Below are 15,283 nucleotides of genomic sequence, written 5' to 3' on the forward strand. Positions count from 1 at the left end.
GTTAGCTATCACAGGCCCCCCAAGGGGGCTCACGCCTTCGGCAGCTTCACGGTGAAGCAACTGCCCTGCTCGACTTCCGAGCGGACTTCGATGCTCCCGCCCGCTTCCGTCACCACACGCCAGGCCACGCTGAGCCCCAGCCCCACGTTGGACCATACGTCCTTCGTCGTGAAGAAGGGCTCGAAGATGCGGGGGCGGAGGTGGGGGGCAATCCCCTTCCCCGTGTCCTCCACCTCCAGGAAGCCGAAGCCGTTGGCCTCGCCCGTGCGCAGCGTGAGCCGCTTCTGGGGTGACTTCAGCATCGCGGTGCGCGCGTTGGACACCAGCGCGAGCACCACCTGCGACAGGTGCCCCGGGTCGCCACGCACTCGCGCGAGCCCTTCACCCAGCACGCTGGTGAGCGCCACGCCGTCGCCGCGGAGCTGATGCTCGGTGAGGCTGAGCGCGTCACGCACCACGGCGTTGAGGTCCACCGGCCGCAGCTCCGCGCGCTCGCGCTGCTGGGAGAAGCGCAGCAGGTTCTGGGTGATTTCCTTGCAGCGCTTGGCGCTCTGCTCGATTTTCCGCAGCGACTCCAAATCCGGGTCGGCGGCGCCACGGTCCAGCATCAGCAACTGCACGTTGCCGAGGATGCCCGCCAGCGGGTTGTTGATTTCGTGCGCCACGCCCGCGCCGAGCTGCCCCACCGCGGCCAGCTTCTGCGCCTCCACCAGCTGCGCCTGGGCCGCCCTCAGCTCCGCGGTGGCCTCTTCCACGCGGACGCGCAAGTCGTCGTTCCAGCTCAGCATCCGGGCGCGCGCCGCCTCCAGCTCCTCGCCCATGCGGTTGAAGGTCGTGGCCAGCTCGCTCAGCTCATCCTGGCCGGAGACCTTCAAGCGCGTGTCCAGCTCGCCGCGCCCGTAGGCCTCCGCGCCACGCACCACCTCCGCCAGCCGCACGTTGAGGCGGCGCGTGAAGAGGGCGCCCAGCCCGAGCAGCACCAGGAAGGTGGCGCCGATGGACAGCAGCACCGTGCGCCGCATGTCGTGCACGGGCGCCAGCGCGGTGGACTCCTCCACTTCCACCAGCACGTCGAAGCGCATGCCATGGGGCACGCGCGCCACGCTGACGCGCCGGGCCGGTGACTCCACGCGGAAGCTGCGCACCCGCTCCGTCAGCGCCGCCGCCGGGGCCAACAGGTGCGCGCTCAACTCCGGCGCCAGCGCCTGCCCCCGCCGCTCCGGCGCGGTGCTGGCGAGCACGCGCCGCTCCTCGTCCACCAGGTCGATGCGCCCCAGCCCCTCGCCCAGGCGCCTGCGCAGCACCGCCTCCAGCGGGTGGAGCACGACCTCCGCGACGGCGAAGGGCGCGCCCTCGCCTTCCGCCAGCTTCACCGCCACGGCCACCGCCGAGCGCCCCTCGTCCGAGTGCACGTACGCGCTGCCCAGCGCCGCCTGGCCCTTGCCGCCGCCGCGCAGCGCCTGCACGGGGATGGAGCGCACCAGCCGGTCCACGGACTCCGGGGAGAAGGCCGGATGGCCGTCGATGGGCCGCGCGCGGAAGACGGGCGCGCCCAGCGGCCGGCCCTCCGCGTCCAGCTTCAGTACCGCGCTCACCGCGGGAGACTGGCCGTACAGCAGCCGCAGCGCGCCCTGCGTCTCCGCGTCGCTCGCGGCCTGCCAGTCGATGAGCTCCGCCGAGCGGGCCAGCGCGTCCACCACCTCCATCAGGGTGGCGCCCACGGACTCAGCGGTGGCGACCGCCTGCGCGCGCTGCTCCGCGTCGATGCGAGCGGCCAGCTCGGCCTCGGCGCGCGAAAGCAACAGGAAGCCAACCGCGGCCAGGGGAAGCACCGTCGCGGCGAGCATGAACAGGACGAGTTGCTGGTAGAGCCTCATCCGGCCACGGAGCGTACCACCCGCTCCTGGTCACTGCGCAGGAAGACGGAGCCCGCAATCGCCTTGGCGCGCTTCTTCATGTCCGCGGCGCGGCGCGCCAGCTCCGCGTGGTCCTGGGTGCCGTCCGTCATCACCGCCACCACGGACACGCTCATGATGGGGAACTGCCGCTTCTCCCCGTAGCGGTCCTCCGCCTCGATGTGGCCGCGCTCCCGGTCCTGCCGGTCGTAATAGAGCGGGATGATGCGGTCGAACGTCTCGATGGCCTTCTGGCAGATGCGGTCCACTGACTCCGGCGAGGTGATGAACACGAAGTCGTCACCCGCCACGTGGCCCAGGAAGTCACCGGGCGCGCCGTCCTGCGCGAACACCTCACGCATCAGGTCACCCGTCTGGCGCACCACGCCGTCCGCCTTCGCGAAGCCGTAGTAGTCGTTGTAGGCCTTGAGGTTGTCCAGGTCCAGGTAGCAGAAGGCGAAGGGCCGGCGCGCGGACAGGCGCCGCTGCACCTCGCGCTCGATGGCGGTGGAGCCCGGCAGCTGCGTGGTGGGCGAGGCCGACAGCTCCTGCTCCTTGCGCCGCATCACGCTCTCCACGCGCGCCCCCAGCTCCAGCGCGTCGAAGGGCTTGGTGAGGTAGTCGTCACCGCCCAGCTTGAGCGCGCGCACCTTGGAGGACGTCTCCGCGCGGGCGGAGATGAAGATGACGGAGATGTGGCCGCCGGCGCTCTCCGCCTTGATCTCCTCCAGGAAGACGAAGCCGTCGCCGTCCGGCAGCGTCACGTCCAGCAGCACGACGTCCGGCCGGCGCTCGCGCAGGGAGCGGCGTCCCTCCTCGATGGAGCCCGCCAGCGCCACGTCGAAGCCGATGTTCTCCAGCACCTCGCGGCAGATGGCGGCGATCTTCGCGTCGTCGTCCACCACCAGCACGCGGCCGTGCGCCGGGCCCTGACGGCCGCGCACCAGCGAGTCCACCGTGGCCAGCAGCTTGTCCGACGCCAGCGGGCGCACCAGGAAGGCATCCGCGCCCGCGCGGAAGGCGCGCTGACGCTCGTCGAAGGCGGATGACACCAGCAGCGGCGCGCGGCGCGTCTCCGGGTCATGCCGGAGGATCTCCGCCAGCCGCAGCCCGTCCACGTCGGGCAGACGCACGGACACCATTACCGTGTCGGGGTCATACCTCCGCGCGGCGGACAGGCCGTCCTCCGCGTTGAAGGCCAGCCGCACGTCGTAGCCACGCCCGGCCATCAGCGCCTTGGCGATGAAGGCCACCTCGGGCTCACCGTCGATGATGAGCACCCGGCCCCGGCTCTCCTGCCGGCGCGGGAGCTGGATGGCGTCCGCCACGTCGTCTCCCCGGCGCAGCTCCGGCGGCGGCTCGGTGGGCAACACCACCATGAAGCGCACGCCGTCCGGACACGGCTCACACCAGATGCGTCCGCCGTGGGCCTCCACGATGTTGCGGCAGATGGCCAGGCCCAGCCCGGTGCCTCGCACGGTGCGGTTCGCCTTGGTGCGCGCCTGCTCGAAGCGGTCGAAGATGCGCTCCAGGCTCTCCTCGGCGATGGGGTCTCCGCTGTTCCAGCAGGACACCACCACGTAGCCCGGCAGGCTGGAGGTGGCGTGGACCTCCACCCGCACCTCGCCGCCCTCCGGGGTGAACTTCACCGCGTTGTTGAGCAGGTTGTTGAGCACCTGGTCCAGGCGGTTCGGGTCCACCAGGACGCGCAGCGGGTGGCGCGGCAGCACGGGCGTCACCACCACCCGCTTCTCGCCGAAGGCCGGGCCATACTTCTCCACCACGCGCTGGACGAGCTCGTCGAGGTACGACACCTCGAAGTTCATCCGCAGCCGGCCCTTGGCGAACTTCGACAGGTCCAGCAGGTCATCCACGATGGCGTTGAGCTTCTCGGTGGAGTCCCGCGCCAGCGACAGGTAGCGGCGCTGCCGGTCGTTGATGTCCCCGGCCATGAAGTTGAGCACCAGGTCCAGCGCGCCGGAGATGGACGTCAGCGGCGTGCGCAGCTCGTGGCTCACCATGGAGACGAACTCGTCCTTGCGCTCCTCCAGCCGCTTCTGCTCGGTGATGTCGCGCAGCACCACGCACACGCCGCGCAGCGTGTTGCGCGCGTCCGTCACCGGCGTCACCGTCGTCTGGACGTGCCGGTCGAAGAGCTTCACCTCCTCGCGCAGCACCTGCCCGCCGCCGTACTCCCAGCCGCGCACCAGGTGGAAGGGCTGGAAGCCCAGGCGCTCCTCCATCAGCCGCGTCGTCTGCTCCTCGGGGCTCTCCCCCGCGTGCAAGAGCCGCCGCGCCGCCGGGTTCATCACCACGATGTCGTTCTTCTCGTCGGTGAGGACCACGCCGTCGGCCATGGACTCCACCATCCGCTCCATGCGGTGGCGGGCCTCCTCCTCCGCCGAGCGCAGGGACTGGATGGCGTCCGCCGTCTGGTTGGCGAGCACGTCCAGCAGCACGCCGTCGTCCTCGGTGAACGCGTCCGGCTTCTGGCTGAACAGCGACAGCATGCCCACCGGGCGCCCGCCAGCGACCAGGTTCACCGTGAGCTGGCTGGGGTAGACGGACGGCGCCGCCGCGTCCTGGGTGGTGGTGCCCGCCACGCGGGTGATGACGCGGTCCTCGGGCAGCAGGAGGCCGCTGCTCTTGCGGTACGCGCCGAGCATGGACTCCTTCACGCCCAGCAGCGCCTTCTCCCCCACCGTGCCCTGACAGCGCAGCCGCAGCGTCGCGCTGCGCGCCTCGTCCGGCGCGATGAGCGCCGCGCCGCAGTCGTACGGCAGCACGCGCGCCACGGCGATGAGCACGCGGTCGATGATGTTGTCGTAGCTGGCCGGATCATTCGCGCTGGCGCGGCTGACCTCATACAGGACGAAGAGCGCCTCCACGCGCTGGTGGAGCTGGCGGATCAGCCGCTCCTTGTCCTTGCGCAGCTGCGTGTACTCCACCGCGTTCTTCACGGTGATGAGCAGGTCATTCACGTCCCAGGGCTTGGTGATGTACCGGTACACCTGCCCCTGGTTGATGGCCGCGATGATGTCGTCCGGGTGCGTGTACCCCGTGAGCAGCAGCGCGGTGACGTCGAAGCCCTCCGCGCGCGCGGTGGCCACCAGCTCGATGCCCGTCATCTCAGGCATCCGCTGGTCGGTGATGAGGACGTCCACCGGCTCCTTTCTCAGGATCTCCAGCGCGGCGGAACCGCTTCGGGCCGTGAGGACGCGGTACCGGCGCTGGAACATCCGGGTGAGGATGTCCAGGACGTCGGCCTCGTCGTCGACGAAGAGCAGCGTGTGGCGGAGCTCGGACAAAGCGGCGGAAGTGTACGTCGAGTTCGTCCCCCCACCTCAAGAAGTGAGAAACAGGACGGAGCGGGGCACACCCCGAGTGCGCAGGGTGAGACCGAACGAGTTGACTCTACACGCCTGTTCAGGGAGAGTGACACTGAAAGCCTGTTGCCTGGGGAGAACGACTCCCCGGCAGGACGGCAGATGAGTGAGGGAGCGCATGGAAGAGCTCACGGAACGCCAGCGCGAGATTCTCAGCTTCATCGTCAAGGAGACGGAGACCCAGGGCTTCCCGCCGACGATTCGCGAAATCGGGGAGCACATGGACATCCGCTCGACGAACGGCGTCAACGACCACCTGAAGGCGCTGGAGCGCAAGGGCTACCTGAACCGGGGCGAGCAGCAGAGCCGCTCCCTGGTGCCCACCAAGCGCGCGCGGCTGCTGCTCGGCCTGGGGGCGCGCAAGGACTCGGGCATGGTGGAGATTCCCCTGCTCGGCAAGGTCGCCGCCGGCGCGCCGCTGCTGGCGCAGGAGAACATGGAGGACTCCGTCAAGATCGACAGCTTCCTGCTCGGAGGTGTGAATGGCCGCGAGGTCTTCGCCCTGCGCGTGAAGGGACAGTCGATGATTGACGACGGCATCCACGACGGGGACTACCTCTTCGTGAAGAAGACGCCGTCCGCCCAGCCGGGTGAAATCGTGGTGGCCCTCATCGAGGACGAGGCCACGGTGAAGCGCTACTACCCGGAAGGGGACCGCATCCGCTTCCAGCCGGCCAACGCCACCATGCAGCCCATCTACGTGAGCCGCGCGGAGTTCCGGTCCACGATGATTCTGGGCCAGGTGGTGGGCGTGTACCGCAAGCTCCAGGGCGGCCGCACCCCGTAGTCTCCCCTCCCCGTCCCGGGCCGTCTCCTGGCCCGGGCGTGGCTCAAGGGCACTTCTTGAGGGTGGCGTCCGCGGCGGTCGCCCGCGCGCAGGCGGCCTGCTGGATGCCGGGGTCCTTGAGCTCCCGCGCCAGCTGGGCGGTGGCGACGTGCAGCTCGGCGTCCTTCGCGTGGTCCTGCTCCGCGCTGAGGTTGGCGAGGATGCGCAGCGCGTCCGGCTTGCGGTCCATGGTGACCAGCAGGCTGGCCAGCTCGCGCAGCTCGCGGATGTCCTGGCCGGACACGGACTCCAGGGCCGCGGCCAGCTCCTCCTGCGCGGCCGAGGCGTCCTTCATCCCCAGGTAGATGCGGGCCAGCGCCACGTGGACGATGGCGCGGTCCTTCACGCGCAGGGATTCCTTGTACGCGCTGATGGCGTCCCCGGGCTTGTCCAGCTTCATCTGGATTTCGCCGACGAGCTCCCACAGGGTGGGATCTCGGGGCGAGCGGCTGGCGGCGTCGCGGTAGGCGTTGGCGGCCTCGGTGAGGTTGCCGGCGCGCACCAGGCCGTCCCCCAGGGTGGCGAGCACGTCCGCGGTGTGGATGCCGTCATCCACGGCCTTCTGGGCCGCGGCCAGCAGCTCCGGGTAGCGCTGCTTCGAGGACAGGACGTCCAGCGCGCGCATGATGAGGGCGGACTTCTGCTCCGGGGACGGCGCCGCGTTGGAGGCGAGCGTGAAGTGCCGCACGGCGGCGTCGTGGTCGCCCTTCTTGAGGTCCAGGTCGCCCAGCGCCTCCAGGGCGTTGAAGTCCTGGGGGAAGAGGGCCAGGGCCTTGCGCAGCGAGCTCTGGGCTTCGGCCACCTGGCCCAACTGGGTCTGGATGAAGCCCAGGCGGCTCCAGTTGGTGGAGCGCTTGGGTTCCAGCTTGAGGGCGGCCTCGAACTCGGCGGCGGCGTCCGTCAGCCGTCCCATGGACAGGAACAGCTCGCCGCGCGCGGCGGGCAGGCGGGGGTCGTCCGGGGCAATCTGCTTCATGGCCTCGAAGGAGGCCAGGGCCGCGTCGAAGTGGCCCTGGAGGTACTCGGCGGTGCCTTTGACGTAGAGGCCCTCCGCGTGGTCCTTCGGCTTGACGCGAGGCGTCTCGTCGTCACAGCCCGTCAGGGCGAGCAAGGCAATCAGGGAGAGGGCGCGCGGGGACATGGGGGCTCCGAGGCTCAGAAGTGGTACGCGATGCCTGCGTTCAGGTCCAGGTTGAGGCCGTCTCCCAGCTTCGATTCCGACAGCCCCAGCACCGCCTGCGCGACGTTGGTGCCCAGCTCGAGCTGGAAGCCTACTGAGCCGGCGACGAGGTACTCCAGCCCCGCGAAGCCGATGACGGTGGGCAGCGGGCCGGTGGACTGGAAGATGCCGAAGTCACCGAAGGACAGCTGCACGCCCAGGCCGAAGCCCCAGTAGGGCCGCAGGGACTTCTCCACGTTGTGGTAGTGGCGCGCGCCCACGATGCTGGGCAGCACGGTGAGGCCGCTGCGCACGCCCTCCTGGGTGGAGCGCACGTAGCTGAAGCCCACCTGGAGGAAGCCGACCCATTCGGGGTGGAACCAGTAGCCCACCTCGACGTCGCCGCCTGGGTTCACATTGGAGAGCTTGTCGATGAAGTTGTTGTTGACGCGCAGGCCCAGCAGCAGGCCGCCGCCGCCCGTCCGCGAGGAGCCTCCCAGCAGCGGGCGGGCCGCCACGGACTCCTCTGGCGGGACGAGCACGGCGAAGAGCTGGTCGGAGACGGCCTTCGCGGTGCGCAGCAGGTCCTCCGCTTCCGGGGCCTCCGCGCGAGGCCGGGCCAGGATCCGCCCGCCCGCGGCGTCCAACAGGTTGGCGGTGAGCAGGTACTGGTCGCCGAAGCGATCCAACCGGCCGGCCACGACGTAGCGGGCGCCGGTGAGGGCCACCAGCTCCTGGAGGCAGTCTCCTCGCTCGCACGTCTTGAGGCCCTGGAGTTGCCGCTGATGCTCTTCGTCCAGGGCGGCCTCGACGTCCCACTGCGAGAGGACGCGCAGCCGCGGCGACTCCGCGAGCCGCGAGGTGATGAGCGAGGTGACGCCCGGCGCCGCGTCGCTGCCCGCCGCGTTGGCCTCCAGCATCAGCACGGCCACGACGACGGCCTCAGGCGCCGGGGACTCAGCAGCAGGGAGTACAGGGGCTGGCGCCTGGGCATGGGCCGCAGAAGCCAGCAACAAGACGAAACAAGAGAGCCACCAGGACACGAAGCGCGACACGGGCCGGCACTCTACCTTCACCCGGGCCCGGCACCGAGGCCCAGACGTCACACGACTTGACGCCCTGCCCCGTCGCCTGAAGCGGGGGGGCAGCCGGGCCCGCGCCGCCTCGGCTACGAGGAGGGCATCGGCCCCAGGTAGTCGAGCGGGTCCACCGGCTTTCCGTCCATACGCACCTCGAAGTGCAGATGGGGCCCGGACGTCCGACCCGACTCGCCGACGGTGGCAATCACCTGCTCGCGGCGCACCTTCTGCCCGGTGCGCACGCGCAGGTCGCGGTTGTGTGCGTACAGCGTAATCAACTTGTTCGTGTGCTCGACGATGACGATGTTGCCGTAGCCGCGCTGCTCGCCCGCGTAGAGCACCGTGCCTGCCTGCGCCGTCTTCACGGACGTGCCGGCGGGCGCGGCCAGGTCGATGCCGTCATGCGGCTCCCTCCCCTTCTTCCCGAAGCGGCCGTACAGGACGCCTCGCAGAGGCCAGTCGAGCTGCCCCTGGGTGGCCACACGAGGCGGGCCCGTGGCGCTCGCCGGCCGCGACAGGGTCCGGCGGCGCGACGGGGGCTCCTCGCGGCGGCCCACGGCCGGCACGCTGCGCCGCCCCCCGGCCGACGTCGAAGTCCGCACCGGCTCCGGGTCCGCCTCCGCCAGGGCCCGGACGGGCACGCCGCGCTCGACACCGGGGATGGTGAGCTCCTGCCCCACCGCCAACGTCCACGGCGCCTTGATGCCGTTGGCCGACCCCAGCTCCTCCACCGTGAGGCCGTAGGTGCGCGAGATGCGGTACATCGTCTCGCCGGCGGCCACGACATGGCGCGCGGCCACCAGCTCCGGCTCGGCGTGGACGCCCCTCAGGTTGAAGGGCAGCGGCGTGGTCCGCGCGTCCGCGTCGGTGACCTCCGCCGCCTCGCCCTCACGCGAAGCGGTGTCCGTCCCCGTGTCCGGCCCGGCCACGGAGGAGGCCCGGGTGCCCACGCAGCCGCTCAGCAGCACGGCCAGGAGGAACACCCGGAGCGCCCCACGCGCTCGGCTGGACACACACGGCGCCAACGCTAGGCACCGTCCGGTTCATGCCGGTTGAAGCCATCGACCTGCCACCCGGCGAGGTCCGGGAGCCGGCCATGGTCCGTCAGCTCGAAGTGCAGCGGCGTGACGGAGACGCGCTTGTCCCGGAACACGGCGTTGCAGTCGCTGCCCGGGATGTCCTCGTGCTGGTAGTCGCTCCCGCCAATCCAGTAGTACTTCCGGCCACGCGGGTCCTCGTTCTCCACCACCTCGAAGCCGTACGAGTGACGGCCCTGGCGGGTGATGGCGTAGCCCTCCGGCTCCACGCCTCCGGGGATGTTCACGTTGAGGAGCATCCGCGGCGGCAGGGGGCGCGACAGGGCGCTGGACACCAGCGAACGGGCGAACCGGGCCGCCGGCGCGAAGTCGAAGCTCCGCCGGGCCACCAGGCTGAAGGCAATGGCAGGCACGCCCAGGAGCGCGCCCTCCATCGCCGCGGCCACCGTGCCGGAGTACATGATGTCTTCGGCCAGGTTCGCGCCGTGGTTGATGCCGGAAACCATGAGTACCGGGCGATCATCCTTCAGGAGATGGTTGATCGCCAGATAAGCGCAGTCCGCGGGGGTCCCGTCGACGGCGAACCACCGCGCCCGCACCTCCTTGATGCGCAGCGGCCGGTGCAGGGAGATGGCGTGGGACGCGGCGCTCTGCTCCCGGTCGGGCGCCACCACCCACACCTCCCCCAGGGGGCTCACGGCCTCGACCAGCGCCTGGAGCCCCTCGGAGAAGTAGCCGTCGTCGTTTGAAACCAGGATGCGCTTGGGCTTGTCGCTCACGGGCTCACTTCTTCTGGTTCAGGGCGCGGAACACCGACTTGCCAGCGTAGCGGGCCGCGGCCCCCAGCTCGCCTTCGATGCGCAGCAGCTGGTTGTACTTGGCCACGCGGTCGGAGCGCGACGCGGAGCCCGTCTTGATCTGCCCGCAGTCCAGCGCCACGGCCAGGTCGGCGATGGTGGTGTCCTCCGTCTCACCGGAGCGGTGGCTCATCACGGACGTGTACCCGGCGCGGTGCGCCATGCGCACGGCGTCGAACGTCTCCGTCAGGGTGCCAATCTGGTTCACCTTCACCAGGATGGAGTTGGCCGTGCCCGTCTCGATGCCGCGGCCCAGGCGCTCCACGTTGGTGACGAAGAGGTCGTCGCCCACCAGCTGCATGCGCGAACCCAGCGCGTCGGTGAGCTTCTTCCAGCCCTCCCAGTCATCCTCCGCCATGCCGTCTTCGATGGAGATGATGGGGTAGCGCTCGGACAGGCCCCGGTAGTACTCGAGCAGGCCCGCCGCGTCGTACTCCTTGCCCTCGCCCTTCAGCTTGTACTTCTTGCTGCCCTTGTCGAAGAACTCGCTGGCCGCCACGTCCAGGGCCAGGAAGAGCTGCTCACCGGCCTTGAAGCCCGCCTTGTCGATGGCCTCCATGATGAGCTTCAGCGCCTCTTCGTTCGCCGGCAGGTCCGGGGCGTAGCCGCCCTCGTCGCCCACGCCCGTGGCCAGCTTGCGGTCCTTGAGAATCTTCTTCAGCGCGTGGAACACCTCGGCGCCCCAGCGCAGGCCCTCCGCGAAGGAGGACGCGCCGGCGGGCACCACCATGAACTCCTGCACGTCCACGCGGGTGTCCGCGTGCGCGCCGCCGTTGAGGATGTTCATCAGCGGCACCGGCAGGGTGCGCGCCTGCACGCCGCCCACGTAGCGGTACAGCGGCAGCCCGTGCGCGTCCGCCGCGGCCCGGGCCGCCGCCATGGACACCGCGAGGATGGCGTTGGCGCCCAGCTTGCCCTTGGTGGCGGTGCCGTCCAGCTCCAGCATCCGCTGGTCCACCGCGAACTGATCCGCCGCGTCCATGCCCACCAGCGCGGGCGCGAGCACGTCGACCACGTTCTTCACGGCCTTCTGCACGCCCTTGCCCAGGTAGCGCTGCTTGTCGCCGTCGCGCAGCTCGATGGCCTCATGCTCACCGGTGGACGCACCGGACGGCACCGCGGCGCGGCCACGAGCGCCCCCGGCAAGCTGGACCTCCGCCTCCACGGTGGGGTTGCCACGAGAGTCGAGCACTTCGCGCGCCAGAATCTGAGAAATCTCGGTCATAGGCGACCGTTTCTAGAAGAGCCCCCCGGGCCGGGCAAGCGTGCTCGCGGCCCGCGCTGCTACAGTGTCCACCCGTCGAATGCCCCCGCCCCAACGCCGCCCCGCCTTGAAGGGGCCTGACCCATTGCTCGCTCAACGGCGCCGCGGCGCGCTGCTCGGCATGGCCGTGGGCAACGCCCTGTCCGTCCCCACCGCGCACCGCCCCTTCATGGCCGTTCCATTTCCCAAGCAGGCGGAGGGGCCCTACATGAAGCTGATGGGCGGCGGCCCCCATGAGCTGCGCCGCGGGCAGGTGACGGAGGAGGTCCAGCTCGCGGCCTGCCTGGGGCACAGCCTCCGGGCCATCCGGCGCTACGACGCCGCGGACGCACTGCGTCGTTACCGCGCCTGGCAGCCCCATGCCTTCGACGTCAGCGAGCCCCTGAAGGAGGTCTTCGAGGACTGCCAGACGTCGGGCTTCCCGCCCCTGGGCGCGGGCAGGCGCGTGTGGCTGCGCGCGTACCGCAAGCCCGCGGACCCGGGGAGCCTGGCCCGCACGGCGCCGCTGGGCGTGTATCTGGCTGGGGACGCCCACGCGCTCACCCAGGCCTCGCTGGAGGACTCCGCCCTCACCCACTTCGACCCGCGCTGTCAGCTCGCCTGCGCGGCCTTCAACGCGGCCATTGGCCATGCCGTCACCCATGGCGCGGGCCTCAAGGCCGCCGACCTCATCCCCGCCGCGGAGTCGGGCCTGCTGCTGGCCGGCGCCGCGCTCGGGCGCTCCGCCAGTGACTATGTGCAGGAGGTGTCCTTCGCCGCGTCGCTCCTGCGCGAGGACCTGGCGCTTGCCCAACAGGAGGACCCGATGCTGTACGGGCCGGAGCTGCACCTCCACCGCCCCCTGCACGCGGTGCGCGTCGCCTTCCGGCTGGCCTTCTGGGAGCTGCTCCACGCCCCCAGCGCCGAGGCCGCGCTCCTGGACGTCGTCCACCGGGGCGGCGACACGGAGGCCCACGCCACCATCACCGGCGCGCTCGTGGGCGCCTTCCATGGCGAGCAGGCCCTGCCCGAGGAGTGGCGCAAGCAAGTCCTGGAGGCCCTGGCCACCGTCAAGGGGCCGCTGTGGGAGGTCTACCACCCCCGGCACCTGCTGGCCCTGACCCACGCCTGAGGGGGGCTGGGGCGCCTGGATGCGCGAAGCCCGCGGGGCCGTCCTGGGAAGGACCGCCACCGCGGGCTCGGGGACACACCGGCGCGGCCGTCAAGCCGCGATGCCGGGGTCAGGACAGCAGGTCGATGACCACCACGCCCCGCTGGGGCTTGTCGTCTTCGGTCTCCGTGCGCCGACGCGGGCGGTCATCCGGCACGGGGAGCGGAAGCTCCGCCACCGGCCTGTCGTGCTCCTCACGGCGGCGCTCACGGCGCTTTATCTCTTCGATGATGAAGGCGTCGAGCATGGGTCTTCCGTCTCCCTCAGCCTACGTACCCCGATGTACGCCCATCCCGCCCCAATACCATTTCCACCCATATCAGATGCAAATTAAGAACCCCGGTTCTTCGCTGGGTACGTTGCTGCCATCTCGCACGGTTGCTCGTCTGCCACCCGACACCTGAGCCAGGGCACCCAGGGCAGAAATGTCGTGGAGGCCGAAAACCCTGTCGGGACGGTGTTCAGTTTAATGCCCTCGATGCGGCCCGCAAGCGGACCTTCCCATGGGCATACTCCCCGTAGCCGGCGTCGCAAGCCCCTTCGAGACAGCCTCGTCCGCCCGCTTGCTGCGACGGGCGGAGCATCCGGGTCCCCGCAGACTCCTGGCGGTCGGCGGGCGATGGTGGAGTCGCCCGCCAGGAAGCCGCCTGGAGGCGGGGTTCAGGGCGCCTCGAAGCGGCGCTTGAAGGCGTCCAGCATCTTCGGCAGCGAGGTCTCCACCAGCGCGGAGACGACGCTCTTGGGTACCAGCGCGCCCAGGGCCATCTCCACGGTGTAGGTGGCCTTCGTCTTGCCCTCGCCCTCGGGCTCCAGGACCCAGCTGCCCTGGTTGTCCTTCATGAACTCGCCCTTGATGTAGGACCAGGACATGCGGGTAGGCCGCTCCTCCGTGACGTGGATGGAGTAGCTGATGGTCTTCAGCACATCCACCTTGTAGTGGACGTCCACCGTGTTGCCCTGGCGGTTCTCCGTCCGGATGCCCTTCACCTCCGGGAGGAACTCCGGGTACCGCTCGTACTGGGTGATGACGTCGAAGACCTTCTCGATGGGGGCGTTGACGATGATGGTTCGCGAGGCGCCAGGCATGGGTGTCTCCAGGGGCGTGAGGCAGGGTGGGAGCTGCGGCCTAGAAAGCGTACCCCGGCTTCTTGTCGAACTTGTGCACCGACTGGATGAAGCGGACGGTGCCCGTCTTGCTGCGCATGACGACGGAGTGCGTCTCGCAGCCGCCGCCGAAGAAGCGCACGCCCTTGAGGAAGTCGCCGGTGGTGACGCCGGAGGCGGCGAACATCACCTCGCCCCTGGCCAGCTCCTCGGCGGTGTAGATCTTCGAGATGTCGCTGATGCCCATCGTCTTGCAGCGGTCGATTTCGCCCTGGTTGCGGGGAACGAGCCGGCCCTGCATGTCACCGCCGGTGGCGCGGATGGCCGCCGCGGCGATGACACCCTCGGGCGCGCCGCCGATGCCCATCAGCACCTCCACGCCCGTGTTGTCGAAGCACGTGGCGATGGCGCCGGCCACGTCACCGTCCTCGATGAGCCGGATGCGCGCGCCCGCCGCGCGAATCTCCTTGATGAGGTCGGAATGGCGCTCGCGGTCCAGCACCACCACGGTGAGGTCCTCCACGTAGACCTTCATCTTCTCCGCGATGGCGCGGAGGTTCTCCGTGGGCGTCTTGCGCAGGTCGATGGCGCCCCGGGCGCGCGGGCCCACGGCCAGCTTCTCCATGTACGTGTCGGGGGCGTTGAGCAGCCCGCCCTTGCCCGCCATGGCCACCACGGCGATGGAGCCCGGCCGGCCGTAGGCGCACAGGTTGGTGCCCTCCAGCGGGTCCAGGGCGATGTCCACCTCGGGCGCACCATCACCCCGCTTGCCCACCTTCTCGCCGATGTAGAGCATGGGCGCCTCGTCGCGCTCGCCCTCGCCGATGACGACGGTGCCATCAATCTGCAGCGCGTCGAAGGCGCGGCGCATGGCGTCCACGGCGGCCTGGTCCGACTCGTCCTTGCTGCCGCGGCCCATCAGTCGGGCGGAGGCGATGGCCGCCATCTCGGTGACGCGCACGACCTCCATTGCCAGGTTGCGATCCATGTGTGTGCTCCTTGGGTATGCCGGAAGGGTTCAGGTGGTAGTGGAAGAGCCCGGGGAAGGCTCGGTTGTTTCAAGCAACCGGATGAGGGCGTCGGGCAGCCGCGTCGGCTTGCCGTCCCGCCCCACGCAGGCGTGACGCGTCATTCCGGTGCAGAGCAGCGTGCGTGGCGCACCGTCACGAAACAGCGCGTAGGTGAACACGATGGACGCGCGGCGCAACTCACTCACGGTGGTTTGGATGACCAACAGTTCGTCGTAGCGCGCGGATGCCTTGTACTGACAGCTCGCCTCGGCCACGGGTAGCAGGGCACCCGAGCGCTCCAGCTCGGCGTAGCTGCCACCCCGAGCGCGAAAGTACTCACTGCGCGCGAACTCGAAATAGCGGAAGTAATTCGCGTAGTAGACGACACCCATCTGATCGGTGTCGCCGTAGATGACGCGAAGACGGGCCTCGACCATGAAGCGGGCGACCCTAACAGCGCGATGTGCGGCGTCCAAGCAGTGACACGCGTTGTTGGTTGCTTCTCACCATCCCGGC

General features: G+C 70.1%; 13 protein-coding genes. 2 read left to right on the forward strand and 11 right to left on the reverse strand.

All coding sequences use genetic code 11. The features are described from left to right. Window positions 1-29: 29 nt before the first annotated feature. Together HV826_RS01540 and HV826_RS01545 are read right to left on the reverse strand one after the other, a co-directional pair. Window positions 30-1,877: a sensor histidine kinase gene (locus tag HV826_RS01540; protein WP_176415215.1), complete on the reverse strand. Its 1,848-nt coding sequence runs from the start codon at window positions 1,875-1,877 to the stop codon at window positions 30-32. After that, window positions 1,874-5,203: a response regulator gene (locus HV826_RS01545; RefSeq protein ID WP_176415216.1), complete on the reverse strand. Its 3,330-nt coding sequence runs from the start codon at window positions 5,201-5,203 to the stop codon at window positions 1,874-1,876. Before HV826_RS01545 ends, HV826_RS01540 begins: the two co-directional genes overlap by 4 nt. Window positions 5,204-5,399: 196 nt before the next feature. Between HV826_RS01545 and lexA the strand changes: the two genes are divergently transcribed. Continuing rightward, the gene (gene lexA, locus HV826_RS01550) at window positions 5,400-6,068 is read left to right on the forward strand and encodes a transcriptional repressor LexA (protein ID WP_176415217.1); all 669 of its coding nucleotides are present in this window, start codon (window positions 5,400-5,402) and stop codon (window positions 6,066-6,068) included. A 43-nt stretch (window positions 6,069-6,111) separates the two neighbouring features. On the opposite strand, the gene HV826_RS01555 is transcribed toward lexA, so the two are convergent. The 5 genes from HV826_RS01555 to eno form a co-directional block, all read right to left on the reverse strand. Next, the gene (locus HV826_RS01555; RefSeq protein ID WP_176415218.1) at window positions 6,112-7,248 is read right to left on the reverse strand and encodes a lipopolysaccharide assembly protein LapB; all 1,137 of its coding nucleotides are present in this window, start codon (window positions 7,246-7,248) and stop codon (window positions 6,112-6,114) included. Window positions 7,249-7,262: 14 nt separating this feature from the next. Beyond that, on the reverse strand, window positions 7,263-8,198 hold the full coding sequence (locus HV826_RS01560) for a hypothetical protein (RefSeq protein ID WP_368670817.1): 936 nt from the start codon (window positions 8,196-8,198) through the stop codon (window positions 7,263-7,265). Between the two features lie 236 nt (window positions 8,199-8,434). Next, on the reverse strand, window positions 8,435-9,370 hold the full coding sequence (locus HV826_RS01565) for a peptidoglycan DD-metalloendopeptidase family protein (protein WP_176415220.1): 936 nt from the start codon (window positions 9,368-9,370) through the stop codon (window positions 8,435-8,437). Window positions 9,371-9,372: 2 nt separating this feature from the next. After that, window positions 9,373-10,161 (reverse strand): 5'/3'-nucleotidase SurE, encoded by a 789-nt coding sequence (gene surE, locus HV826_RS01570; protein WP_176415221.1) that lies wholly within the window; start codon window positions 10,159-10,161, stop codon window positions 9,373-9,375. Window positions 10,162-10,165: 4 nt separating this feature from the next. Then, window positions 10,166-11,464 (reverse strand): phosphopyruvate hydratase, encoded by a 1,299-nt coding sequence (eno, locus tag HV826_RS01575; protein WP_176415222.1) that lies wholly within the window; start codon window positions 11,462-11,464, stop codon window positions 10,166-10,168. Between the two features lie 106 nt (window positions 11,465-11,570). Here eno and HV826_RS01580 point away from each other — a divergent pair, with 106 nt between their 5' ends. Next, complete coding sequence (locus HV826_RS01580; RefSeq protein ID WP_407938380.1) at window positions 11,571-12,614, forward strand: ADP-ribosylglycohydrolase family protein; 1,044 nt, start codon at window positions 11,571-11,573, stop codon at window positions 12,612-12,614. 109 nt (window positions 12,615-12,723) lie between these two features. On the opposite strand, the gene HV826_RS01585 is transcribed toward HV826_RS01580, so the two are convergent. The 4 genes from HV826_RS01585 to HV826_RS01600 form a co-directional block, all read right to left on the reverse strand. Beyond that, a complete protein-coding gene (locus HV826_RS01585; RefSeq protein WP_176409559.1) occupies window positions 12,724-12,900 on the reverse strand; it encodes a hypothetical protein in 177 nt (58 codons plus the stop codon). A 413-nt stretch (window positions 12,901-13,313) separates the two neighbouring features. Further along, window positions 13,314-13,739: a type II toxin-antitoxin system RatA family toxin gene (locus HV826_RS01590; protein WP_176415224.1), complete on the reverse strand. Its 426-nt coding sequence runs from the start codon at window positions 13,737-13,739 to the stop codon at window positions 13,314-13,316. Window positions 13,740-13,779: 40 nt separating this feature from the next. Continuing rightward, window positions 13,780-14,745, reverse strand: a complete 966-nt coding sequence (gene glpX / locus HV826_RS01595) for a class II fructose-bisphosphatase (protein WP_176415225.1) — start codon at window positions 14,743-14,745, stop codon at window positions 13,780-13,782. A 30-nt stretch (window positions 14,746-14,775) separates the two neighbouring features. Continuing rightward, window positions 14,776-15,204 (reverse strand): thioesterase family protein, encoded by a 429-nt coding sequence (locus tag HV826_RS01600; RefSeq protein WP_176415226.1) that lies wholly within the window; start codon window positions 15,202-15,204, stop codon window positions 14,776-14,778. Window positions 15,205-15,283: the final 79 nt, after the last annotated feature.

The organism is Myxococcus sp. AM010, assembly GCF_013372585.1.
GTDB classification, from domain to species: Bacteria; Myxococcota; Myxococcia; order Myxococcales; family Myxococcaceae; genus Myxococcus; species Myxococcus vastator.